This is a genomic window from Streptomyces sp. ML-6, from assembly GCF_030116705.1.
GTDB lineage: Bacteria > Actinomycetota > Actinomycetes > Streptomycetales > Streptomycetaceae > Streptomyces.
Genome location: NZ_JAOTIK010000001.1, coordinates 3,416,430 through 3,438,610 on the forward strand (window position 1 = coordinate 3,416,430; position 22,181 = coordinate 3,438,610).

18 protein-coding genes are annotated in these 22,181 nt (G+C 71.3%); 3 read left to right on the forward strand and 15 right to left on the reverse strand.

Translation table 11 applies throughout. From position 1 onward, the window contains the following. Positions 1–191: 191 nt before the first annotated feature. The 6 genes from OCT49_RS14820 to OCT49_RS14845 form a co-directional block, all read right to left on the reverse strand. Positions 192–389 (reverse strand): hypothetical protein, encoded by a 198-nt coding sequence (locus OCT49_RS14820; RefSeq protein ID WP_283852349.1) that lies wholly within the window; start codon positions 387–389, stop codon positions 192–194. A gap of 629 nt (positions 390–1,018) precedes the next feature. Further along, on the reverse strand, positions 1,019–2,536 hold the full coding sequence (locus tag OCT49_RS14825) for a DUF7059 domain-containing protein (RefSeq protein ID WP_283852350.1): 1,518 nt from the start codon (positions 2,534–2,536) through the stop codon (positions 1,019–1,021). Positions 2,537–2,651: 115 nt separating this feature from the next. Next, on the reverse strand, positions 2,652–3,260 hold the full coding sequence (locus tag OCT49_RS14830; RefSeq protein ID WP_283852351.1) for a small secreted protein: 609 nt from the start codon (positions 3,258–3,260) through the stop codon (positions 2,652–2,654). A gap of 502 nt (positions 3,261–3,762) precedes the next feature. Then, positions 3,763–6,210, reverse strand: coding sequence for a sodium-translocating pyrophosphatase (locus OCT49_RS14835; protein ID WP_283852352.1), 2,448 nt, complete (start codon positions 6,208–6,210; stop codon positions 3,763–3,765). A 441-nt stretch (positions 6,211–6,651) separates the two neighbouring features. Then, on the reverse strand, positions 6,652–7,134 hold the full coding sequence (locus OCT49_RS14840) for an ATP-binding protein (protein ID WP_283852353.1): 483 nt from the start codon (positions 7,132–7,134) through the stop codon (positions 6,652–6,654). A gap of 944 nt (positions 7,135–8,078) precedes the next feature. Beyond that, on the reverse strand, positions 8,079–8,432 hold the full coding sequence (locus OCT49_RS14845) for an STAS domain-containing protein (protein ID WP_003967428.1): 354 nt from the start codon (positions 8,430–8,432) through the stop codon (positions 8,079–8,081). Between the two features lie 78 nt (positions 8,433–8,510). Between OCT49_RS14845 and OCT49_RS14850 the strand changes: the two genes are divergently transcribed. Further along, positions 8,511–11,027, forward strand: a complete 2,517-nt coding sequence (locus OCT49_RS14850; protein ID WP_283852354.1) for a DEAD/DEAH box helicase — start codon at positions 8,511–8,513, stop codon at positions 11,025–11,027. Here OCT49_RS14850 and OCT49_RS40100 read toward each other — a convergent pair. From OCT49_RS40100 to ssd, 7 genes are all read right to left on the reverse strand, one after another. Then, positions 10,930–11,460, reverse strand: coding sequence for an Rv3654c family TadE-like protein (locus tag OCT49_RS40100; RefSeq protein ID WP_502963378.1), 531 nt, complete (start codon positions 11,458–11,460; stop codon positions 10,930–10,932). The two genes, OCT49_RS14850 and OCT49_RS40100, sit on opposite strands and share 98 nt — an antisense overlap. A 101-nt stretch (positions 11,461–11,561) precedes the next feature. Continuing rightward, entirely contained in the window at positions 11,562–11,987 is a 426-nt protein-coding gene (locus OCT49_RS14860; RefSeq protein ID WP_283852355.1) for a TadE family type IV pilus minor pilin, read from the reverse strand. Further along, positions 11,974–12,174, reverse strand: coding sequence for a DUF4244 domain-containing protein (locus tag OCT49_RS14865; RefSeq protein ID WP_187438947.1), 201 nt, complete (start codon positions 12,172–12,174; stop codon positions 11,974–11,976). Before OCT49_RS14865 ends, OCT49_RS14860 begins: the two co-directional genes overlap by 14 nt. Positions 12,175–12,234: 60 nt before the next feature. Continuing rightward, positions 12,235–13,029, reverse strand: coding sequence for a type II secretion system F family protein (locus OCT49_RS14870; RefSeq protein ID WP_283852357.1), 795 nt, complete (start codon positions 13,027–13,029; stop codon positions 12,235–12,237). Beyond that, positions 13,026–13,910 carry a type II secretion system F family protein gene (locus OCT49_RS14875; RefSeq protein WP_502963379.1) on the reverse strand — a complete coding sequence of 295 codons (885 nt, stop codon included), beginning with the start codon at positions 13,908–13,910 and terminating at the stop codon, positions 13,026–13,028. Before OCT49_RS14875 ends, OCT49_RS14870 begins: the two co-directional genes overlap by 4 nt. Continuing rightward, positions 13,907–15,055: a TadA family conjugal transfer-associated ATPase gene (locus OCT49_RS14880; protein ID WP_283852358.1), complete on the reverse strand. Its 1,149-nt coding sequence runs from the start codon at positions 15,053–15,055 to the stop codon at positions 13,907–13,909. Before OCT49_RS14880 ends, OCT49_RS14875 begins: the two co-directional genes overlap by 4 nt. Beyond that, positions 15,052–16,179, reverse strand: coding sequence for a septum site-determining protein Ssd (ssd, locus tag OCT49_RS14885; RefSeq protein ID WP_502963380.1), 1,128 nt, complete (start codon positions 16,177–16,179; stop codon positions 15,052–15,054). The genes OCT49_RS14880 and ssd overlap by 4 nt, the downstream gene beginning before the upstream one ends. A gap of 500 nt (positions 16,180–16,679) precedes the next feature. On the opposite strand from ssd, the gene OCT49_RS14890 reads away from it, so the two are divergent. Then, positions 16,680–17,516, forward strand: a complete 837-nt coding sequence (locus OCT49_RS14890) for an HAD family hydrolase (RefSeq protein ID WP_283852360.1) — start codon at positions 16,680–16,682, stop codon at positions 17,514–17,516. Between the two features lie 784 nt (positions 17,517–18,300). On the opposite strand, the gene OCT49_RS14895 is transcribed toward OCT49_RS14890, so the two are convergent. After that, entirely contained in the window at positions 18,301–19,125 is an 825-nt protein-coding gene (locus tag OCT49_RS14895; RefSeq protein ID WP_283852361.1) for a Fic family protein, read from the reverse strand. A gap of 102 nt (positions 19,126–19,227) precedes the next feature. Between OCT49_RS14895 and OCT49_RS14900 the strand changes: the two genes are divergently transcribed. Next, on the forward strand, positions 19,228–20,223 hold the full coding sequence (locus OCT49_RS14900; protein ID WP_283852362.1) for an ATP-binding protein: 996 nt from the start codon (positions 19,228–19,230) through the stop codon (positions 20,221–20,223). A gap of 300 nt (positions 20,224–20,523) precedes the next feature. Here OCT49_RS14900 and OCT49_RS14905 read toward each other — a convergent pair whose 3' ends face one another. Beyond that, positions 20,524–21,804: a polysaccharide deacetylase family protein gene (locus OCT49_RS14905; RefSeq protein ID WP_283855806.1), complete on the reverse strand. Its 1,281-nt coding sequence runs from the start codon at positions 21,802–21,804 to the stop codon at positions 20,524–20,526. Positions 21,805–22,181 lie beyond the last annotated feature (377 nt).

A 22,181-nucleotide genomic window follows, 5' to 3' on the forward strand; every position in this document is an offset into this window, starting at 1 on the left:
GGTAACCCGACTTCCGCCATTCCTGCCGCCCGGACCACCCCGTCCCCCGTGCGCACGGCCGCTGCCTGCGGGTTTCGGGGCGCGGTGACGGCGTTACGGGCACCGGGGGCGAGATGCGGACGACCCGGGCGTGTTCCCCGCCACGGTCCGTCGCGCCCCGTGCTCCCCGTCCGGTGCCGGACGGGAGTGGATCAGACGCGGGTGAAGCACCACACACCGAGAGCGAGAAAGAGTACGCCGAACCCGGTGGCAAGAGCGGCGGAAGCCACGGGGCTCACGCCGTGCGCGACCGGCGCGCGGTGCAGCACGCGCGCCCCCGTCCACAGCAGCAGTACGGCTCCGAACAGCGCGAACGCCATTCCGGCGAAGACCGCGGGTCCGCTCTCCATGTCCGTACGCCTCCCTTGTCCCGTACCTCCGGCATCCGGGTATCCCCGTGTCCGGGTATCCCGGTATCCGGGGCCGGTGCCCCGGTCCCGTGCCCCGGTCCCGTGCACGGGTTCCCCATCCGGTCGGGGGTGTGCCATCCGTCCAGGGGGAGGCTGCCACTCCTGGACGTCGTCGACGCGAACCCCGGGTGAATGACCGGATTCGCCGTCCCGGCACGCGTCGCCGGACCGTCCCGGCCCACACCGCTCCACCGCCCCGGTCACGTACCGCCGGGCCTCCCGATCACGCACCCCCGGGCACCCCGGCCCACACCGCTCCACCGCCCCGGTCACGTACCACCGGGCGTCCCGGCCCGTACTTCCGGGCATCCCGGGCCGCGCACCGGCCGGAACCAACCGGAATCCGCGACCCCGGCGCGACGCGGGCGGCAATCGGCCCGCGCCCGCTGCCGACGGGGCGGCTCGTCACCTACGGCGACCCGGGTCCGCGCGTACGGCGAAACGGGTCCGAACGGGAACGGAGCCCGTAGGGTCGCCGACTGTGGCGGCCCAGCCGCCCGTCGGCCCAGCGGCCCCGTGGTCCGGCGCCCCGGTCCCAGCGGCCGGAAACCGGAACCGGAGTCACGCGCTCATCCCGCCGACGGCGGCACCGGCTCCAGGAAGCCCTCCTCCACCAGCAGCCGGATCGCCTGCGGGGTCCGGTCACGCAGCAGCACCGGGTCCTCGTTCATCAGCTGGGCGATCGCGTCCAGGATCCGGCCCGCCGGCAGCGTCCCGTCGCACACGCCCGCGAAGCCCGCTCCGACGGCGTCGACCTTCGTCGCGCGTCGCATGCCCCGGTTCTGACGGAGCACCACGTGCTCGGGGTCCTCCGCGCCCGGCAGCCCCACCTGTTCCTGCACCACCTCGGCGGCCAGCGTGAAGCGCCCGGCCAGGAGCGCGGCGTCGTCCTGCTCACGGAGGTAGTCCTGGCGGGCGAAGTGGGCCTCGACGGCCGGTCCGAGCGGCTGCTCCACCGCGTGCGGCCACTCCTCGATCACGATGGACGGATTCCCGGCGGCGGCCGCGGCGGACCTGCGCAGGGTGATCCAGCCGAAGCCGACGCCCTTGGTCTTGCGGGCCTCGAACTCGTCCAGCCAGGCGTCGTACCGCGCCGCGTACTCGGCGGGGTCCGTACGGTGGTCGCCGCCGTCGCGCAGCCACAGCTCCGCGTACTGCGTGACGTCCTGGACCTCGCGCTGCACGATCCAGGCATCGCAGCCGTGCGGGATCCAGGAGCTCACCCGGCTCTGCCACTCCTCGCCCTCGACGTGCTGCCAGTTGGCCAGGAAGTGGGCGTACCCGCCCTCGTTCAGCCGGTCGCCCGTCTGCCGCACCAGGGTCCGGCACAGGTCGTCGCCGCCCATCCCGCCGTCGCGGTAGGTGAGCCGGGCACCGGGCGAGATGACGAACGGCGGGTTGGAGACGATCAGGTCGTACGTCTCCGTGCCCACCGGTTCGTAGAGGGAGCCCTCGCGCAGCTCGGCCGGGGCGACGCCGGACAGGGCGAGCGTCAGCCGGGTGAACTCCAGCGCCCGGGGGTTGACGTCGGTGGCCGTGACCCGGGTGGCGTGCTGCGAGGCGTGCAGCGCCTGGATGCCCGAGCCCGTACCGACGTCGAGCGCGGAGGCGACAGGCGTACGGACGGTGATTCCGGCGAGCGTGGTGGACGCCCCGCCGACGCCGAGGACCACGCCCTCCTCGCGCGAGCCGATGCCGCCCGCGCCGCCGACCGCGCAGCCCAGGTCCGAGACGATGTACCAGTCCTGCCCCTCGGGCCCGCCGTACGGCCGCACGTCGACCGCGGCCCGCACCTCGTCGCCGGTGCGGGTCACCCAGCCGTCCTCGACGCACTCGGCCAGCGGCAGCGCCGCACGGGCCCGCTCGTACGGCACCGGGTGCTGGAGCAGGAAGAGCCGGACCAGCGTGTCGAGCGGCGATTCGCCCCGGGTGGCGCGCAGCGCCGGGACCGTCTCGCTGCGGGCGAGCGCCGCGTAGGCGGGCGCGCCGAGCAGGTCGAGGAGCCCGTCGGCGGTGAAGTCCGCGGCGAGCAGGGCCTCGCGGAGCAGGGGCGAACGGTCGGGCGCGGGGAGGCTGGTCGTACTCACCCGCCCATTGTGGCCGCTCCCACCGACAACGGCAGCGGCCCGGCGCCCATCGGGGCCGCCGGGCCGTCCGCACAGCCGGTTCCGCGTTCCGGCGGGGCTCCCGCCCGTCGCCGGGTCACGCCTTCTTGCTGGGTGATCCGGATGGCGTGGTGGAGGACTTCGGCTGCGTCGAGGCCGTCGGCTTCTGACAGCCCTTCTGCTTGGCCATCGCGGCGCCGACCTCTCCGGACTGGAGCTTCTTCAGCGCCTTGTCACCGCTGTTGCTGATCTTGTCCAGTTCGTCCGCGATGCCCTTGAGCCCGTCGGCGAACTTCGCCTGGTCCTTCGTGTCCAGGGCGTCGACCTTCTTCTGCAGGTCCGCGTACGCCGCGGAGGAGGCGTTGAGTTCCTTGACGGCCTCCTTCTGCGTGGTCTCGCCGCCGTCGACCGGCGGCGGACCGGCCGACTCGACGGCCGCGCCCAGCGCCTTGTACGCCTGCGAGATCTGCTGGAAGGCGGCCGAGTCGGTGCGCTGCACGTCGACGGGCTTGCTGTTGTCGGCGGTCTGCTGCTGGATGTCGGCGTTCGCGTTCGCGATCTTCTGGAGCTGGGGCTGGACCTGGTCGCAGACCTGCTTGGCCCAGGCGTTCACCTTCTCGCTCTTGTCGTCGTCGCTGCTGCAGCCCGACAGCGTGATCACCAGTACCGCACCGCCGGACAGTGCGGCCGCTAGCTTCTTGTTCACCGGATCGGTCCCTTCCAAGGCTCTCGGCCCCGGAACTTACACGGCGGGCGCCCTCCTTCCGCGAGCCGGACGTCCGGTGAATGGCCTTTTGCAGCCATTTGCACCAAGGGAAATGAGGGAGATACAACTCACCCGCACAGCCCCTGGAAGCCGCGAACACCTGAACGAGCAACCACTCGAACGGAGTACGGATTCGACGGCCTGAACCGGCCTGCGGCACCACCGCCACGATACGGCCGGACGGACGACCGGGCAGATCGGGCAGATCGGTCAGGGGGCGAAGGAGCGGCCGGAAGAACGGCCGGAGCGGCAGAGAAAGAAGCAAACACGGAGGAGCAGGCAGAGGAGCAAGCAGAGAAGCAGAGGGCAGAGGGACGAAGAAGCGGACGGCACATCAGGATGCGCCGCCCGCCCGCTCATTGGCCCGGGGCCTCCCGGGCTCCCTCGGCCCACCCTCTTCGCAGCACCCTTCGTCGCCGCCTCCGCCTCCGCCTCCGCCGCCTCACGAGACGGCCGCCTGCCCCCGCGGCCCCGAGGACCGGTCCCCGTCACCGGGGTTCTCCCCGTCCTCCCCGTCCTCCACGGCGATGCCACGCCGCTTGGAGACGTAGACCGCCCCGACGACGACCGCGACGGCGATCGCCGCCACCAGGACCCGCACACCGGCGCTCGCGTCCTGCCCGTAGCTGAACTGCACCACGGCCGGGGCGATGAGCAGCGCGACCAGGTTCATCACCTTGAGCAGGGGGTTGATCGCCGGACCCGCCGTGTCCTTGAACGGGTCGCCGACCGTGTCGCCGATGACGGTCGCGGCATGGGCCTCGCTGCCCTTGCCGCCGTGATGACCGTCCTCGACGAGTTTCTTGGCGTTGTCCCACGCCCCGCCGGAGTTGGCGAGGAAGACCGCCATCAGGGTGCCCGTCCCGATGGCGCCCGCGAGGTACGAACCGAGCGCCCCGACACCGAGCGTGAACCCGACGGCGATCGGCGCCAGGACGGCGAGCAGGCCGGGCGTGGCGAGTTCGCGCAGGGCGTCCTTGGTGCAGATGTCGACGACGCGCCCGTACTCGGGCCGCTCACCGCGGTCCATGATCCCCGGGTGCTCGCGGAACTGCCGCCGCACCTCGTAGACCACCGCTCCGGCGGACCGCGACACCGCGTTGATCGCGAGCCCCGAGAAGAGGAAGACGACCGCGGCGCCGAGGATCAGGCCCACCAGGTTGTTCGGCTGCGAGATGTCCAGGCTGAGCGTCATCTCCCCCGCCCCGGCCGCCACGTCGTCGACCGCCGTGGCGATCGCGTCGCGGTACGAGCCGAAGAGCGCCGAGGCCGCCAGGACCGCGGTGGCGATGGCAATGCCCTTGGTGATGGCCTTCGTGGTGTTGCCGACGGCGTCGAGGTCGGTGAGGACCTGCGCCCCGGCCCCCGTGACGTCGCCCGACATCTCGGCGATGCCCTGTGCGTTGTCCGAGACCGGCCCGAAGGTGTCCATGGCGACGATGACGCCGACGGTGGTGAGCAGCCCGGTCCCCGCGAGGGCCACCGCGAAGAGCGCCAGCATGATCGACGTACCGCCGAGCAGGAACGCCCCGTAGACGCCGAGTCCGATCAGCAGCGCCGTGTAGACGGCGGACTCCAGTCCGATGGAGATGCCGGCGAGCACGACGGTGGCCGGTCCGGTCAGCGAGGACTTGCCGATGTCCTGGACGGGGCGTCGGCCGGTCTCGGTGAAGTAACCGGTCAGCTGCTGGATCAGGGCCGCCAGCACGATGCCGATGGCGACGGCGACCAGCGCGAGGAGCCGCGGGTCGCCGCCGTGCGAGGTGATCGAGCTGTCGCCGACCCCGGCCAGCTCCGCGTACGAGGAGGGCAGGTAGAGGAAGACGGCCACGGCCACCAGCACCAACGAGATCACCGCGGAGACGAAGAACCCGCGGTTGATGGCGGTCATTCCGCTGCGATCGGCGCGGCGCGGGGCGACCGCGAAGATCCCGATCATCGCGGTGATCACTCCGATCGCCGGGACGATCAGCGGGAAGGCCAGTCCCGAGTCGCCGAAGGCGGCCTTGCCCAGGATCAGCGCGGCGACGAGCGTCACGGCGTACGACTCGAAGAGGTCGGCCGCCATGCCTGCGCAGTCACCGACGTTGTCGCCCACGTTGTCGGCAATGGTGGCCGCGTTGCGCGGATCGTCCTCCGGAATGCCCTGTTCGACCTTGCCCACCAGGTCGGCGCCGACGTCCGCCGCCTTGGTGAAGATCCCGCCGCCGACCCTCATGAACATGGCGATCAGCGCGGCACCGAGGCCGAAGCCCTCCAGCACCTTCGGGGCGTCGGCGGCATAGACGAGTACGACGCAGGAAGCGCCGAGCAGACCGAGACCCACGGTGATCATGCCGACCACACCACCGGTACGAAAAGCGATCTTCATTGCCTTGTGCGAAACGGTGGTGAGGTCTTTTTCCGGTTCTCCCCCCGCGGGCGTCGCCTCACGCGCAGCAGCAGCCACACGGACATTACTGCGCACGGCAAGCCGCATACCGATGTATCCGGTGGCCGCCGAGAAAAGCGCACCGATGAGGAAGAACAGCGAACGTCCCGCGCGTTGCGACCAGTTGTCGGCCGGCAGCAGCAACAGAAGGAAGAAGACCACGACGGCAAAGACGCCCACCGTACGCAGCTGTCGGGCCAGATAGGCGTTCGCGCCTTCCTGGACGGCGGCCGCGATCTCTTTCATGCGCTCGGTGCCCTCGCCGGCCGCCAGCACCTGGCGCACCAGCAATCGGGCCACCACCAGGGCGGCGACGGCCACGACCGCGACGACGACCACGATCGCCCGATTGCCGTCGGTGAGTACCGCGGCGGCCAGGGAATCGGGGCGGCCGGAGAGGCCGGAGAATGCGGAATCTTGCGCCATTCCTACCAGTGGGGTGTTGAGGATCTCCGCCATACGTCCTCCTTGACGCTCAGCGCTCAAGTCGTGGACGAATTGTAAGGAGCGGGAGCCGATCAAAACAGTGCAGGGTTAATCCGATTGCCCACAGTCGGCCGGTCATTAAATGATCGAGGCACGAGATCGACCCGAATGCAGTAATGGGGCAGGCGCATTTTCCCGGGATCACCGGTCGCAGAGAAATAAATAAAGGCCCTGCTCAGCAGGGCCTCAAATGGTGGATCGAGAAACGAGAAATGGGCCGGAAGAGGGGTGGAGCCGCGTCCTGACGGGCGGACCGCACCCCGACGGAGACGGCGGTGTGCGCCCCGGAGCTCGCCCCCGGGAGTCTTCAGAGAAGTGCCTCTCGCGCCTTCCGCATCCCACGTGCCTTCCCGTCCCTTCCCGTGTCTTCCGTGCTTTCTGCGCCTTTCCGTGTCTTCTGTGCCTTCCGTGTCTTCAGGGAAGGGCGTCCACGGGTGCCTTCGGCCAGGTCATGCGGATCACTCCACCGTTGATCCCCGACCGGACCTCCACGTCGTCGACGAGGCCGCTGATGACCGCGAGACCCATCTGGTCCTCGCCGTCCGCGTCGCTCTCGTGGTCCGGTTCGTCGAGTCCCGCGCCGGGCGTGGCGCCGTGTGCCTCGGACGCTCCGGGCCGCCCGCCGAGGGTGGGCTCGGCGCCCGGCCCCGGCACCTCGTCGCCGACCTCCACGGCGAAGGACTTCTCCTCCTCGATCAGGGCGACGGTGACGGGAGCGGTGATGCCATGGCTGCGGTGCAGCCCCACGGCGCGGCTGCAGGCCTCACCGACGGCGAGTCTGACCTCGTCGAGCACGGCTTCGTCGATACCCGCCCGGCGTGCCACGGCGGCGGCCACGAGGCGGGCCGTCCTGACATGTTCGGGCTGGGCACTGAAGCGGAGTTCAACGGTGGCCATGCGATCCCCCTCAGACGTACGGGCGTGCATCCCAGGGTTCCGGGCCCACTGCCCGACGCCCCTGCTCTTCTTCCGGAACCTGCAGGAACGGACTTCTCTTCCCGGAACCTGCAGGGATCGACGACCGGCCGACCTGTCCGTCGACCGCCGGGCGAACCGGACCATCGACGTACGGCCCCCGGCCGACGACAGACATTCACCAACGGCAGACATCCGCGGACGTCCACCCGGTGACCGGCCCGCTTCCGAGCCGACCGGACACCGAACGTACAGCCCGGCCGGCAGGCCGCCACCGACCATCACACACCGGTCCGCGCCGACCCACAAACCTCGGGGGGGGCAGACCGGCCACCACCTGCCGAACGGCAAGCCGCCGACGGCCCGACGTGCGCCCGACCACCGGTCGGCCGGGCGTCGGCCGACGGTCCGGCCGGGCGATGACCCGACCGGCGGACAGCCACGCCGACCCCCGGCAACACGATCACCCGTCCGACCGGCAGACGGCCCGGCCACCCGGCGGGCAACCGACCCGATCGGCGAACCCCGACCAACGGCTGCCCCGGTCGCCCCGGACCACCTGGCAGGCCGCCCGGACACCAAAGGGCCCGACCGTCCGACCCCATGGCGGGGCACCGAATCGTTCCGGTACCGAGGCACCGGATCGTTCCGGCTCCTCCTTCGGCCGTTCAGGGCTCCCGGCGCCGGTTTCCCGGCCACCGCTCGCCCATGCCCGGCCGATGGAACCGCACCCGTCCGACCGTCCGACCGGCCGCCCGGCAGGAAAGCCGCGCGACCGCCCGGGGGTCCGGCCACGGCAACCGGCCGCCCGACGGCGAAGCCCGTCCATATCGGACGGTCCCGCCTGCCGGGGCCCGGCACCCGGGCCGTGCGCCGATCCGGTGCCGGACCGGCCCCTCGGCCGGCCCGAACGGTGGAACCGGACGTCAGTCGGTGGCCGCCACGGCCTCGTCGACCGTGGTGTGGATCGGGAACACCTTGGTCAGACCGGTGATCCGGAAGATCTTGAGAATGCGCTCCTGGTTGCAGACCAGGCGCAGCGAGCCCTCGTGGGCCCGGACACGCTTCAGGCCGCCCACCAGCACGCCGAGGCCGGTGGAGTCGAGGAAGTCGACGCCTTCCATGTCGACAACCAGGTGGTAGCTGCCGTCATTCACCAACTCGACCAACTGCTCGCGCAGCTTGGGCGCGGTATACACATCAATCTCGCCACCGACCTCGACGACCGTACGGTCGCCACCAGGGCCGGACACATTGCGAGTCGACAAGGACAGGTCCACGGATCCTCCAGCACCTTGCTATCGAGCGGTCGCCCCTCGGTCTCCCCGGCGGAGCCGGGGAACGGATCGCCAGCCGCGATGGCATTCAATCACTTACCAGCAGGCATGCACGACGCCTTGGGGCCATTGTCCGTCACGCCAGTGACACACTCGGTGCCGATGGCCAAGAATCACCGCCTCAGCCGACCACTCGGGAACGAGGACTCCAGCCCCTCTCCCGCCATGGTCCTCGACCGGCTCGCCGCAGTGGCGGGCCGGTCCGCGCGCATCACTCATACGGAGCACTTGCCCCCGCGTGCGGGAACCCATGCCATCTGGCCCGATCGCATCCGGCCGGAAGTCGTCGCCGCGATCCGGAAGGCCGGAATCGACCATCCGTGGGCACATCAGGCGGCGGCCGCCGAGCACGCCCTGGACGGCGAATCCGTGGTCATCGCCACCGGCACCGCCTCCGGCAAGTCGCTCGCCTACCTCGCCCCCGTCCTCAGCACCCTGCTCGACGGCTCCGAGGCCCCGAACGGCCGCGGCTCCACCGCCCTGTACCTGGCCCCCACCAAGGCCCTGGCCGCCGACCAGAGGCGGGCGGTGAAGGAACTCGCGGCACCGCTCGGCAACGCCGTCAGACCTGCGCTCTACGACGGCGACACGCCGGTCGAGGAACGCGAATGGGTGCGCCAGTACGCCAACTACGTCCTGACCAACCCCGACATGCTGCACCGCGGCATACTCCCGTCCCACCCGCGTTGGTCCTCCTTCCTGCGCGCCCTGCGCTTCGTCGTCATCGACGAGTGCCACACCTACCGCGGTGTCTTCGGCTCCCACGTCGCCCAGGTGGTGCGCCGCCTCCGCCGTCTGTGCGCCCGCTACGGCGCGGATCCGGTCTTCCTCCTCGCCTCCGCCACGGCGGCGGAGCCCTCCGTCGCCGCAGGCCGCCTCACCGGCCTCCGGGTCACGGAGATCGCCGACGACGCCTCGCCCCGCGGCGAACTCGTCTTCGCCCTGTGGGAGCCGCCCCTGACCGAGCTGCACGGGGAGAAGGGCGCGCCCGTACGCCGCACCGCCACCGCCGAGACCGCCGACCTCCTCACCGATCTGACCGTCCAGGGCGTCCGCTCGGTCGCCTTCGTGCGCTCCCGGCGCGGCGCCGAGCTGATCTCCGTCATCGCCAAGGAACGCCTCGCCGAGGTGGACCGCTCCCTGCCCGACCGGGTCGCCGCCTACCGCGGGGGCTACCTCCCCGAGGAACGCCGCGCCCTGGAACGCGCCCTGCACTCCGGACAGCTGCTCGGCCTGGCCGCCACCACCGCCCTGGAACTCGGCGTGGACGTCTCCGGGCTGGACGCCGTCGTCATCGCCGGCTACCCCGGCACCAGGGCGTCGCTGTGGCAGCAGGCCGGTCGGGCCGGGCGCGCCGGCCAGGGCGCCCTGGCCGTCCTGGTGGCCCGCGACGACCCGCTGGACACCTTCCTCGTCCACCACCCCGAGGCGCTGTTCCAGCAGCCGGTGGAGTCGACCGTCCTCGACCCGGACAACCCGTACGTCCTCGCCCCCCATCTGTGCGCCGCCGCGGCCGAGCTCCCCCTCACCCGGCCCGACCTGGATCTCTTCGGCCCCGCCGGGGCCGAACTGCTGCCGCAGCTGGAAGCGGCGAAGCTGCTGCGCAGACGGGCGACGGGCTGGCACTGGACCCGCCGCGAACGCGCCGTCGATCTCACCGACATCCGCGGCGAGGGCGGACGCCCCGTCCAGATCGTCGAGGAGGGCACCGGTCGGCTCCTGGGCACCATCGACGAATCGGCCGCGCACACCGCTGTCCACGAAGGCGCCGTCCACCTCCACCAGGGACGCACCTACCTGGTCCGGAAACTGGACCTGGAGGACTCGGTGGCCCTGGTCGAAGAGGCCGTCCCGCCCTACTCCACCACCGCGCGCGACACCACCTCCATCGCCGTCCTGGAGACCGACACCGAGATCCCCTGGGGCGACGGACGGCTCTGTTACGGCTCCGTCGAAGTGACCAACCAGGTCGTCTCCTTCCTGCGCCGCAAACTGCTCACCGGCGAGGTCCTCGGCGAGACCAAACTGGACCTGCCGCCCCGCACCCTGCGCACCCGGGCCGTGTGGTGGACGGTCACCGAGGACCAGCTCGACGCCGCCCGGATCAATCCGGAGATCCTGGGCGGGGCCCTGCACGCCGCGGAGCACGCATCGATCGGGATGCTGCCGCTCTTCGCCACCTGCGACCGGTGGGACATCGGTGGCGTCTCCGTGCCGCTGCATCCGGACACCCTGCTGCCCACCGTCTTCGTGTACGACGGCCACCCGGGCGGCGCCGGATTCGCCGAGCGGGCCTTCCACACCGCCCGGGCCTGGCTGGCCGCGACCCGCCGGGCCATCGCGTCCTGCGAGTGCGAGGCGGGCTGCCCCTCCTGCATCCAGTCCCCCAAGTGCGGCAACGGCAACGAACCGCTGCACAAGCGCGGCGCCGTGCGTCTCCTCACGGAACTCCTCCGCTCCACCCCGCAGCCCCCCGAAGACCCGGGTCCCCCGGATCCGGCCCCATCGAAGCCGGCCCCGGAGCAGGAGTCGGAGTAGGACCCGGATCCGGAGCCGAGGCCTGGACAGGGGCCGGACCCGGAGCGGCGACCGGCCCCGGAGCAGGACCCGGAGCCGGGGCAGGGGCCGGACCCGGAGCAGGAGCCGAACCCGGACCCGGAGCGGCGACCGGCCCCGGAGTGGCGGTCGGAGGACCGGCCCGGGACCTGATCTCCGACTCGTACGGCCCGAACCCCACCCGGGCCGTCACATCGGCGATCTCCCCATCCACCACGCACCGCACCAGCACCGCCCCCTGTGCCTCGGCCACCTTCCCGGCGATGCCGCAGGCCGCACCGGGCCCTTGCAGGGCCCGGTCAGCCGCTGCCAGGGCCGCCAGGTCCGCCGCACCGCCGGCCCGGTGCCGAACGACCACCACCTGCCCGATCGCCAGTACCACCGCGAACACCGCGCACAACGTGGCCGTGGTCATCGCCACCCACACCGTCGCCAGCCCCCTGTCCCCGCCCGCCCTCTCTCCTCCGCCCCTGCCGCTGCCCCGCGCCCGCGCCCGTTCCCGTTTCCGTACACCGGTCACTGCCCCACCCCCACCGTGTCCTCGGCCAGTGCCGCCGCCTCCGCGTGGAGCGTCAGGGCCAGCGGGCCGGGGCCCGGCGTCGAAACCTCGACCCGCACCCGCCACAGCTCCCCGGTCCGCTCCATCGCGACCTCGGCCCCTTCGGGGGCCGCCGACCGGGCGACGCCCAGCGCCTGTGCCTCCGGTTCGGAGCGGGCCGCGGCCCTCGCCCCGGCTCTCGCCGCGTCCACGCACCGGATCTGGGCGGAGGCCGCCATCAGAGCCCAGACCAACGTCAGGGCGAACACCACCAGCACCGGAACCGCCATGGCCGCTTCGGCCGTCACCGCGCCCCGGTCCCGCCCCTCCCCGGCTCTTCCGTCCGCGCTCCGGGAACGACACCCGGCAGGTCGTCGCCCGTGGCCGCGCTCAGAACTTCGCATCGAGCGCTTCCTTCAGCAGTGACTGCAGTGCGGACATGACCGGCTGACTGGTGACCACCTTGTAGAGCACCGCCGCGAACGCGCAGGCCGCGATCGTTCCCACCGCGTATTCGGATGTCGTCATGCCGTTGTCGGACCGGACCCGACGTGCCACGCCACGTGCCCAGTCCCTGATTCGCCGTGCCATTTCAACCCCCGCTGACTGCTCGTTCTCGTAGGAAAAAATTCAGGTGCCCGATCTTTTGGTTCACCCGGTGTGAAGCAGTCCGGTCGCCAGGCCCATCACCACCGGGGCCACGCCCACCGCCAGGAAGGCGGGCAGAAAGCAGAGTCCGACCGGACCGGTGATCAGTACGCCCGCGCGTTGTGCGCGCGCCATGGCGGCGCTCGCCCGCTCCGCCCGCATCACCTCGGCCAGCCTCGCCACCGGTTCGGCCGCCGGGGCCCCGGTCGAGCCTGCCCGGTCCAGGCAGCGGGCCAGCGCGCCCGCCCCCGGGATCTCGCCGAACCTCCCCCAGGCCGCCGCGGGTTCACCGCCGAGGCGGATCTCCGCGGCCACCTGTGCCAGGCTCGTACCGACCGGCCCGCCGAGCGACTCCCCCACTGCTTCGGCCGCCTCTCCCGGCCCGGCACCGGCAGAGACGCAGGCCGCCAGCAGATCGGCCGCCAGCGGGAGTTGGCGTGCGGCCCACGCCTGCTCCTCCTTCCCGTCCCGCTGCTCGTGTCCCTTGCGGGCCCGCTGCCATCGCCAGGCGCCGTAACCCCCTGTCAGCCCTGCCGCGCACCCCAGCGGGCCACCGATCAGGGCCCAGCCCGTCACCACGGCCGCCAGGGGTGCGATCCATTCCTTCGCCCGGTCGCCGGACACCGTGGGCCCGCGTCGGCGTCGGCGTCTCTCCAGAGGAACTGCCAGCAGCGCGGCGCCCCGACGGCACCCCGCCCGCCTCCGCCGTGTTCCTGCCAGGGCCAGGGCCGACCAGAAGGCCGCCGGGCCGAGAATCGCGCACACCGCCGCCCCGAACCCACCGGTGATTCCGCTCATGCCGTCTCCCCCGCCCGTACGATCCGGCCGGCCCACCAGAGCCCCGCGGCTTCCAACAGGCCACCCACCACCACGCAGGCCAGGCCGGCCGGGGTGTGGAGCAGCACCCTCAGCGGGTCGGCTCCGAGCGCCGCTCCCAGGCCCAGGCCCAGCACCGGCAGCAGGGCCAGTACGGCGACCGTCGACCAGGCGCCCGCCAGCCGGGCCCGTAACTCCTCCCGTCTGCGCCGCTCGGCCCGCAGCGCGCCTTCCAGGCGGTCCAGGCCCGCCGCGAGCCCTGCCCCGCCGTCCACCGCCACCCGCCAGCAGGCCGCCACCCCGGCGAGCCCGTCCAGGCCGGGCTCCCGCGCCGCCTGCCCGAGTGCCGCCGACACATCACCACCGAACCGGGCCGCCGCCGACACACCGGCCTCCGCCGCCCCCAGCGCCCCCGTTTCCCGGACCGCGGCCAGCAGCGCCTGCCCCGGCTCGCGCCCGGCCCGCAGCTCGCCCACGACCGCGCCGCACAGTGCCGCCACCCCTGCCTCGCGGCGTTCCCGCTCCTGTCTCCGGGCCCGCCCGCGCAGCCACCGGCGCATCAGGGGGACCGCCGCCGCCCCGGCGAGCAGCGGCAGCACGGATTCCCCCAGCACTGCGACGAGCAGCGCCACCGGAAGACAGAGCCATTCCCTCCGCTCCCTCAAGTGCCCCAGCAGCCGTGCCCGGGCCCGCTCCCACCACACACGCAGCGGCGAGCGGACCGGCCCGTCGACGAACAGCACCCGCGCCCTCTGCCGCCCGTGGTCCCGCGCCATCACCAACCAGGCCGCCGCTCCGGCGCACAGAGCGGCCGCGCAGGCCACGCCCGGCGCCGACCCCACCGACGCACCGCCACCGCTCACGGCGCGCCTCCGATCAGCGAGCGCAGCCGTTCCCAGCCCCGTTCCCGTACAAAACCGTCGACGCCCCAGCGCAGGGCGGGCACCGCCACCACCAGCCCCGCCGTGTCCCGCTCCAGAACGTGCACCTCGGCGATCCGCCGTTGCCCGGCCCGGTCGCGCACGAGGTGGACCACCACCGACAGGGCTGCCGCCAGCTGGCTGTGGAGCGCCGTCCGCTCCAGCCCCGCCGCCGTTCCCAGCGCTTCGAGACGGGCCGGCACGTGCTCGGCCGCGTTGGCGTGGACCGTCCCGCAACCACCTTCATGACCTGTGTTGAGGGCGGCCAGGAGTTCCGTGACCTCGGCACCGCGGACCTCTCCGACCACCAGTCGGTCGGGCCTCATGCGCAGCGCCTGCCGCACCAGGTCCCGGAGCGTCACCCGCCCCGCCCCTTCCTGGTTGGCGGGGCGCGACTCCAGCCGCACCACATGCGGATGGTCCGGCCGCAGCTCCGCCGAGTCCTCGGCCAGCACGATGCGCTCGCGTTCCCCGACCGCGCCCAGCAGACTCGACAGAAGAGTCGTCTTCCCCGCTCCCGTCCCTCCGCTGATCAGGTACGAGACACGGGCCTCCACCAGGGCCCGCAGCACCCGCTCGCCGCCGGGCGGCACGGTCCCCGCCGCGACCAGTTCCGCCAGCGAGAAGGCCCTGGGCCGCACCACCCGCAGCGACAGGCACGTCGAACCGACCGACACCGGTGGCAGCACGGCATGCATACGGGTGCCGTCCGGCAGCCGGGCATCCACCCAGGGGCGGGCGTCGTCCAGCCGCCGTCCCGCCACGGCCGCCAGCCGCTGCGCCAGCCTGCGCACCGCGGCGGCGTCCGCGAAGGTCACCCCGGTCAGTTCGAGCCCACCGCCCCGGTCCACCCACACCCGGTCCGGAGCGGAGACCAGTACGTCCGTCACCATCGGATCGGCGAGCAGCGGCTCCAGCACCCCGGTCCCGACCAGTTCGCCCCGCAACTCCTCGGCCGCGCCGAGCACTTCGACGTCCCCCAGCAACCGCCCCTGGGCCCGTAACGCGGCCGCCACTCCGGCCGGGGTCGGTGCCGCGCCGCTCTGCGCCAGCCGTTGCCTCACGGCGTCGAGCAGCGTCTCCGTCATGACGCACCTCCGCCGGTGCGTCCCCCCGCGCTCTCCGCGGCGAGCGCCCGCTCCCAGAACGCCGCACAGAACCTGGCCAATGGGCCGCGAGCGCTTCCGCCCGGCGGTGATCCGTTGTCCTGATCGGCCAGCAGACCGGAGTCGATCGGCAGCTCACCGACGAGCGGCAGCCCCAGTGCCTGGGCCACCCACCGCTCGTCGAGACCCGCCGCGTACGGGCCCCGGGCCACGACCCGCAGGTCGTCCAGGACCATCCCGGCCATCGAGGCCACCCGCTTAGCCGCCGCGACCGCGCGGAGTTCCCCCGGAACCACCAGCAGCCCCAGGTCCAGCTGGGCAAGGGCCTCGGCCACCGACTCGTCGACCCGGCGGGGCAGATCGACGACGACCACCCCGCCGAGCCTGCGGGCGGCGGCCAGCACGGCCTGCATGGCCCGGGGCGGGACGACCACCCAGTCGTCACGGCCCCAGCTGAGCACCCGCAGCCCGTGCAACGCGGGCAGCGACTCCTCCAGCGCGCCTCCGCCGACCCGCCCCTTCGAATGGGCGAAATCCGGCCATCGCATCCCTTCGGCCCGTTCGCCCCCGAGCAGCACGTCGATGCCTCCGCCGAGCGGGTCGCCGTCGATCAGCATCGTCCGCCGACCCGCCCTGGCGGCGGTCACCGCAAGGGCGCAGGCCAGCGTGGAAGCACCGGATCCGCCCCGCCCGCCGATCACCCCCACGGTGAGCGCCGACCGGCCCACGCCTTCCACCGCATTGGCGATCTGGTCGACCAGCCACCCCTCCGAATCGGGCAGCCTCAGTACGTATTCGGCCCCGATCTCCACCGCACGGCGCCAGACGTCCGGGGCGTCCTGCTCCCGGCCGACAAGCATCACGCCCTGTCTGCGCGCCGCCCCGCGGCACCGCCGGGCGGCGTCATCGCCCACGAGAACCATCGGGGCCTGTTCCCAACTTCCCCTGTTCTCGGGCAGCGAGTGATGGACTTCCGGTTCTGCCCCGGCCGCCGCGCACAGGCGCAGCAGATCATCGAGCAGTTCCACATCCTCGGTCACGATCAGTGGCCCGCCCCGCCCTGCTCCGGCGGCCGGCGGACGATCCCACGCGATGGACCCGGCCAAGATCTCCACTCCCTTCCCCCTGCACCCTCATCGCGGTTCGCGATGCTCTCGGATCGTTCCGGGGCCAGCGATTCCGCAATCCGCGGACTTCGCGGCAGGAATCACCGTGCAGCGCTTCGGGAAAAGATGTGGATCTTGCTCAAAAGCTGGGGACAACTCCGCCCCTGTGAATAACTTCGTCACTCATACCGGCGACTTTCGCAGCGCACCCCTTCCGCTACGCAACGTGACGAATCAGAGTGATGGAGACGGAGCAAGAGATGGGCCGTCACGACCGAAATGGAGGCGGAATGCTTGATTCCGAACGGAAGAAACGCGCCCGGACATGCGACGACCCCCGCCGGGGGGGAGAGCGGGGGTCGTCCCCACGGCCGACTCGGGGGGGGGAGGAGCCGGACCGGGTTAGCACGGTCGCGAACGATCCGTGACTTCCATGGTGTACCCGAGAGCCCTCTCAGGCAAACCCACGCGCCGGAGTTTACGCCGAATGGTCGGCCCCTATGCTCTGCCTTGTGGAAAACCGCTTCTTGCCGCGCACAGCAGCCTTCTTTGACCTGGACAAGACGGTCATTGCGAAGTCTTCGACACTGGCCTTCAGCAAGTCCTTCTACCAAGGCGGACTGATCAACCGCCGTGCCGTACTGCGCACTGCGTACGCACAGTTCGTGTTCCTTGCCGGGGGCGCAGATCACGATCAGATGGAACGGATGCGAGAATATCTCTCCGCACTCTGCAAGGGCTGGAACGTCCAGCAGGTGAGAGAAATCGTCGCCGAGACCCTGCACGATCTGATCGACCCCATCATCTACGACGAAGCGGCGACGCTCATCGAGGAGCATCACACCGCCGGGCGCGACGTGGTGATCGTCTCGACCTCGGGCGCCGAGGTCGTCGAACCCATCGGCGAGATGCTCGGTGCCGACCGGGTCGTCGCCACCCGAATGGTGGTCGGCGACGACGGCTGCTTCACCGGCGAGGTGGAGTACTACGCGTACGGCCCGACCAAGGCCGAGGCGATCAGGAGCCTCGCGGTGTCGGAGGGGTACGACCTCTCGCGCTGCTACGCCTACAGCGACTCCGCCACCGACGTGCCGATGCTGGAGTCGGTCGGCCATCCGCACGCAGTCAATCCGGACCGCGCGCTACGGCGCGAAGCGACCCTTCGCGAGTGGCCGATTCTCGTCTTCAACCGACCGGTCCGCCTCAAGCAACGCCTGCCCGCGTTCTCCATGCCGCCACGTCCGGCACTGGTCGCCGCGGCAGTGGGCGCGGCCGCCGTCACGGCGGGGCTGGTCTGGTACACCTCCCGCCGCCGAGGCGCCCCGACCTCGGCCTGACGATCCCCGGCACAACAAACCCGACGCACACACCCCCGGCTCCCGCCATCGACTCCCGCGGCCGGGCACCCCGCAGGGCCGGTCGCGGGGGCCGGCCCGCCGGTCGGGCGCGCCGGGAATCCGCATTCCGGACCACCCGCGCGAATTATCCGACTCGCCCGTAATTGAACCTAAAAGTAAAGAAGTGTGGCCAGCACTACCGTTCGCACCACCTCTGGAGTACAAAGGACTCAACGGCCCGCGAGACCAAGGACATCCGAGAGGATTACCAGTAACGCAGAGAAGGCCCCACGGACCGAAGCATGAAAGCCGAGCACCCACGCGACGTCGACCCGTCGATTACGGGCCAGCCGCACCAGGGACCGGGCAAAGAACCCGCCCTGATGGGCACATATCGAGGACGCATGGTAACTGGGCAGACATGCCAGCGGCGGTACCGAGGACGGTACCGCCGCAACCCTTTTCCGGGACCGTGAAGTCGATGCGACGAAGCCGCTCCCGGAAGTCACCGCCGCGAAGTCGCTTCGACGCTTTTTACGCCGGTGGCGCCGTGCCATCGAACCTCGCTCGACGAAGTCCCGTCCCGGGACCACACCGACGGGTCATCCATTTCGCGGCACTCCCCCTCACACCCGGCGCCCTCGTGAACCCATGAGCCCCTGACCCCATGGCTTCACGAGCTCCCGGCTTCGAGATGCGCGAAACCGGGCTTCCCGGGCGCACGGCTCACGCCACTCCGAGCACCCTGCCTCATACCGCGTCCTACTTCATGCCACGCCCTGCTTCATGCCGCGCCCCGCTGCAGCGCCTCGCACACCGCCGTCGACTCCCGGACGCCCAGTTCCACGGAGCGCCCGCAGTGGGTGATCCAGGCCGCCATCCCGTCCGGCGTACCCGACAGATAGCCCTCGAATGCCGCGAGGTACGCCGCCCGCCCCTGTTCGGCATGACCCACCTCGGCCGGGCAGATCGACTTGGGGTCGAGCCCGCTCCCGATCAGCACGATCCGTTCGGCGGTCCGCGCGACGAGGCCGTTGTGCGAGCCGAAGGGACGCAGGGCCAGCAGTTCGCCGTGCACGACCGCCGCCGTCACCAGCGCGGGCGCCGAAGTGCCGGAGAGGATCAGCCCGGAGAGCCCCTCCAGCCGTCCGGCCACCTCGTCGGCGTCCGGCAGCGGCGCTTCGACCAACGGTTCGGCCACGGGCTCGCCCGCCAGTCTCGGCCGGCCGATGGAGTCCTCGGGCTCCGCCCCGCCGGCGGCGACCAGGTGCAGCCGGGCCAGCACCCGCAGCGGTGACTGCCGCCAGATGGAAAGGAGTTGACCCGCTTCGGCGGTCAGCCTCAGGGCCGCGCCGATCACCCGCGCCTCGTCGTCACCGCTGAAGTCGGTACGTCGACGCACCTCTTCCAGGCTCCAGTCGGCACCCGACAGCGCCGCCGAGCCGCGAGCGCCGCGCAGGGCCGCTTCGGCGGTGACCTCGTTGCTGCGGCGCCGCATGACCCGGTGACCGTAGACCCGGTCGACGGCCTTGCGTACGGAGTCCACCGCATCGGCGACCCCCGGCAAGGAGCCCAGGGCGGCGAGCGGATCAGAGGCAGTCGTACTCATAAGCAGCGAGGCTACGCGCCCCCTGCGCCGATACCGACCGGGAGTGGCCTTCTTCACGAAGTGCGACAGCGGAAAGCAATTGCACCGCTACCCTAGGTGAACATGAAGATCGCTTTCGTAGGGAAGGGCGGCAGCGGCAAGACCACGTTGTCCTCGCTCTTCATCCGCCACCTCGCCGCCAATGAAGCCCACGTCGTCGCGGTGGACGCCGACATCAACCAGCACCTCGGGGCCGCGCTCGGCCTGGACGACCAGGAGGCCGCGGCGCTGCCCGCCATGGGCGCCCACCTGCCCTTGATCAAGGAGTACCTGCGCGGCAGCAACCCCCGTATCGCCTCCGCCGAGACGATGATCAAAACGACTCCGCCGGGTGAGGGATCGCGGCTGTTGCGGATCGGCGAGGACAACCCGATCTACGACGCGTGCGCCCGTACGGTGCGGCTCGACGACGGGGAGATCCGGTTGATGGCCACCGGGCCGTTCACCGAGTCGGATCTGGGGGTCGCCTGCTACCACTCCAAGGTCGGCGCGGTCGAGCTCTGCCTCAACCACCTTGTGGACGGCCCCGACGAGTACGTCGTCGTCGACATGACGGCGGGTTCGGACTCTTTCGCCTCGGGGATGTTCACCCGCTTCGACATGACGTTCCTGGTCGCCGAACCGACCCGCAAGGGGGTCTCCGTCTATCGCCAGTACAAGGAGTACGCGCGGGACTTCGGCGTCGCGTTGAAGGTGATCGGCAACAAGGTGCAGGGCCAGGACGACCTGGACTTCCTGCGCGCCGAGGTGGGCGACGACCTGCTGGTCAGCGTCGGGCACTCCGACTGGGTGCGGGCGATGGAGAAGGGGCGCCCCTCCCGCTTCGAACTGCTGGAGGCCGACAACCGGATGGCGCTGCAGGCCCTGCAGAACGCGGCGGAGGACTCGTACGGGCAGCGGGACTGGGAGCGTTACACACGGCAGATGGTGCACTTCCACCTGAAGAACGCGGAGAGCTGGGGCAACGAGAAGACGGGGGCCGATCTGGCCGCCCAGGTCGACCCCGCCTTCGTTCTCGACGAGCGGTACGCGCAGGACGGCGCCGTCCAGCCCGCCTGAGCCAGTGGTTCCCGGGACCTGAACCGGCGGTTCCCGGCCGCCTGAACCGGCGGTTCCCGTTCGGCCGGTCCTCCGGGCCGGCCGCGCCCCGCCGGTTCCCGTTCGGTCCCGCCGGCTCCCCCGCCGAGGGCCTGCCGTGAGCCGTGACGCCTCCGGGTGTCCGCTCGGGCGCCGGCCGGGATCGGTGTTCCATCCCGGCCGGCGCCCGACGCGCGACTCCGTCACCCGGACCCGCCCGGCGTACGGAGCGCCGGGCGTGTCGAAGTCCGGGTGGTTCGGTCGGCCCGTCGGCGGGTTCGCTCAGCTCTCGTCCGGGCGGGCTTCCGTACGGACCGCACCTGCCGCACCTGCCGCGCCTGCCGCGCCGCCGGTCCTGGAGGCCGACGTTCCGCCGAGGAAAGCGGCCCAGCCCCGCTCGGGCGCCTGGCCGACACCCAGCGTGCCGAGCTTCTCCAGCGTCGCCGGATCCTGCGCGTCCAGCCAGTCGGCCAGTTGCCGGAAGGACACGCAGCGCACCTCTTCCTTGGTGCAGACGGCCGCGATGGTCTCCTCGATGGCGCGCATGTAGGTGCCGCCGTTCCACGACTCGAAGTGGTTGCCGATGATCAACGGGGCGCGGTTGCCGTCGTAGGAGCGGTCGAAGGCCTGGAGCAGGCCATCGCGCATCTGGTTGCCCCAGTACTCGTGCCGGTCCGGGTCGCCCTGCGTCGTACCGGATTGGTTGAACATGAAGTTGTAGTCCATCGAGAGGGTCTCGAACCCGCGGCCCGGCACGGGGACGAGCTGCATCGACAGGTCCCAGATCCCGTCCTTCTTCTTCGGCCAGACCTGGTTGTTGACCCCGCTGGAGTCGTAGCGGAATCCCATCGTCCGCGCCGCGGCCACCATGTTCTTCCGCCCCTCCAGGCAGGGGGTGCGGCCGCCGATGAGTTCCTCGTCGTAGTCGAAGGGGAGCGGCTTCTCCTCCTTGAGGCCGGGCGTGTTGCTCTTCCAGCTCTTCACGAAGGACTTGGCCTGGTTGATCTCGCTCTTCCACTGCTCCACGGACCAGGTGCCGACCCCGCCCTCCGGGCCGCAGAAGTGGCCGTTGAAGTGGGTGCCGATCTCGTCGCCGTCCTCCCAGGCACCACGCACCTGAGTGAGGGTGTTCCGGATGCCCTCGAGGTCGTTGAAGCCGATGTCGGAGCTGCCGGCGTTGTGCTTCGGCGGGTCGTAGAGCTCCCGCTTGTCCTCCGGCAGCAGGTACACGCCGCTGAGGAAGTACGTCATGTTCGCGTGGTACTTCTTGCCCACCTCACGGAAGTGCGAGAACAGCTTCTGGCTGTCCTCGCCCGCACCGTCCCAGGAGAACACCACGAATTGCGGGGGCTTCTGACCAGGCGCCAGGCGTTCGGGCACGGGCTGCTTCGGCTGGCTGCCGGTGAAGGCGGTGGACCCGTCGCCGATGAGCCGGAACACGCTCTTGGGCGCAGCCTCGGGGGCCTTCTTCTTCGCCCCGGCAGCCTTCTCCGCCCCCGGGGCGCGCTTCGCGGCTTCCGGACCGGCGGCGCCGACGTCCGGACCGGAGGAACAACCCGCCATTCCTGCGGTCAGCGCAACGACCGTGACACCCAGGGCGACCCGCCGGGCGGTCCTCGCCGTGGCGGCCTTCCTCGTGACGGTTCCCCTCCTGGCGACCCTTCCCCGGACGGCTCCCCTCGTGGCGGCCTTCTTCGTGGCGGCCATCATCCGCCCACCCTCTTCCTTGCAAGTGATTTGCGCTGAAAGTGCCCACGCGGCGCGGCCAAGGTCGCATGGGGCCCACCAGAATCAGCACGACAGGCCATATGAAAAGCTACTTATTCACCCGATTGGGTTTATAAATCGTCTATTTGATCCCAACCGTGGACATGAATCTTTACTCTCCATTACGATCTGTTTACCGAGAGTTGAGAAATCCCGCCGCTGCACGCCGTGAC

What these genes read in the sequence shown, in the direction of transcription:
- OCT49_RS14820 (WP_283852349.1), bottom strand. Translation starts at nt 389, where the DNA reads ATGGAGAGCGGACCCGCGGTCTTCGCCGGAATGGCGTTCGCGCTGTTC.
- OCT49_RS14835 (WP_283852352.1), bottom strand. Translation starts at nt 6,210, where the DNA reads ATGGCGGAGATCCTCAACACCCCACTGGTAGGAATGGCGCAAGATTCC.
- OCT49_RS14840 (WP_283852353.1), bottom strand. Translation starts at nt 7,134, where the DNA reads ATGGCCACCGTTGAACTCCGCTTCAGTGCCCAGCCCGAACATGTCAGG.
- OCT49_RS14850 (WP_283852354.1), top strand. Translation starts at nt 8,511, where the DNA reads ATGGCATTCAATCACTTACCAGCAGGCATGCACGACGCCTTGGGGCCA.
- OCT49_RS40100 (WP_502963378.1), bottom strand. Translation starts at nt 11,460, where the DNA reads ATGACCACGGCCACGTTGTGCGCGGTGTTCGCGGTGGTACTGGCGATC.
- OCT49_RS14860 (WP_283852355.1), bottom strand. Translation starts at nt 11,987, where the DNA reads ATGCGAAGTTCTGAGCGCGGCCACGGGCGACGACCTGCCGGGTGTCGT.
- OCT49_RS14865 (WP_187438947.1), bottom strand. Translation starts at nt 12,174, where the DNA reads ATGGCACGGCGAATCAGGGACTGGGCACGTGGCGTGGCACGTCGGGTC.
- OCT49_RS14870 (WP_283852357.1), bottom strand. Translation starts at nt 13,029, where the DNA reads ATGAGCGGAATCACCGGTGGGTTCGGGGCGGCGGTGTGCGCGATTCTC.
- OCT49_RS14880 (WP_283852358.1), bottom strand. Translation starts at nt 15,055, where the DNA reads ATGACGGAGACGCTGCTCGACGCCGTGAGGCAACGGCTGGCGCAGAGC.
- OCT49_RS14890 (WP_283852360.1), top strand. Translation starts at nt 16,680, where the DNA reads ATGCTCTGCCTTGTGGAAAACCGCTTCTTGCCGCGCACAGCAGCCTTC.
- OCT49_RS14895 (WP_283852361.1), bottom strand. Translation starts at nt 19,125, where the DNA reads ATGAGTACGACTGCCTCTGATCCGCTCGCCGCCCTGGGCTCCTTGCCG.
- OCT49_RS14900 (WP_283852362.1), top strand. Translation starts at nt 19,228, where the DNA reads ATGAAGATCGCTTTCGTAGGGAAGGGCGGCAGCGGCAAGACCACGTTG.
- OCT49_RS14905 (WP_283855806.1), bottom strand. Translation starts at nt 21,804, where the DNA reads ATGGCGGGTTGTTCCTCCGGTCCGGACGTCGGCGCCGCCGGTCCGGAA.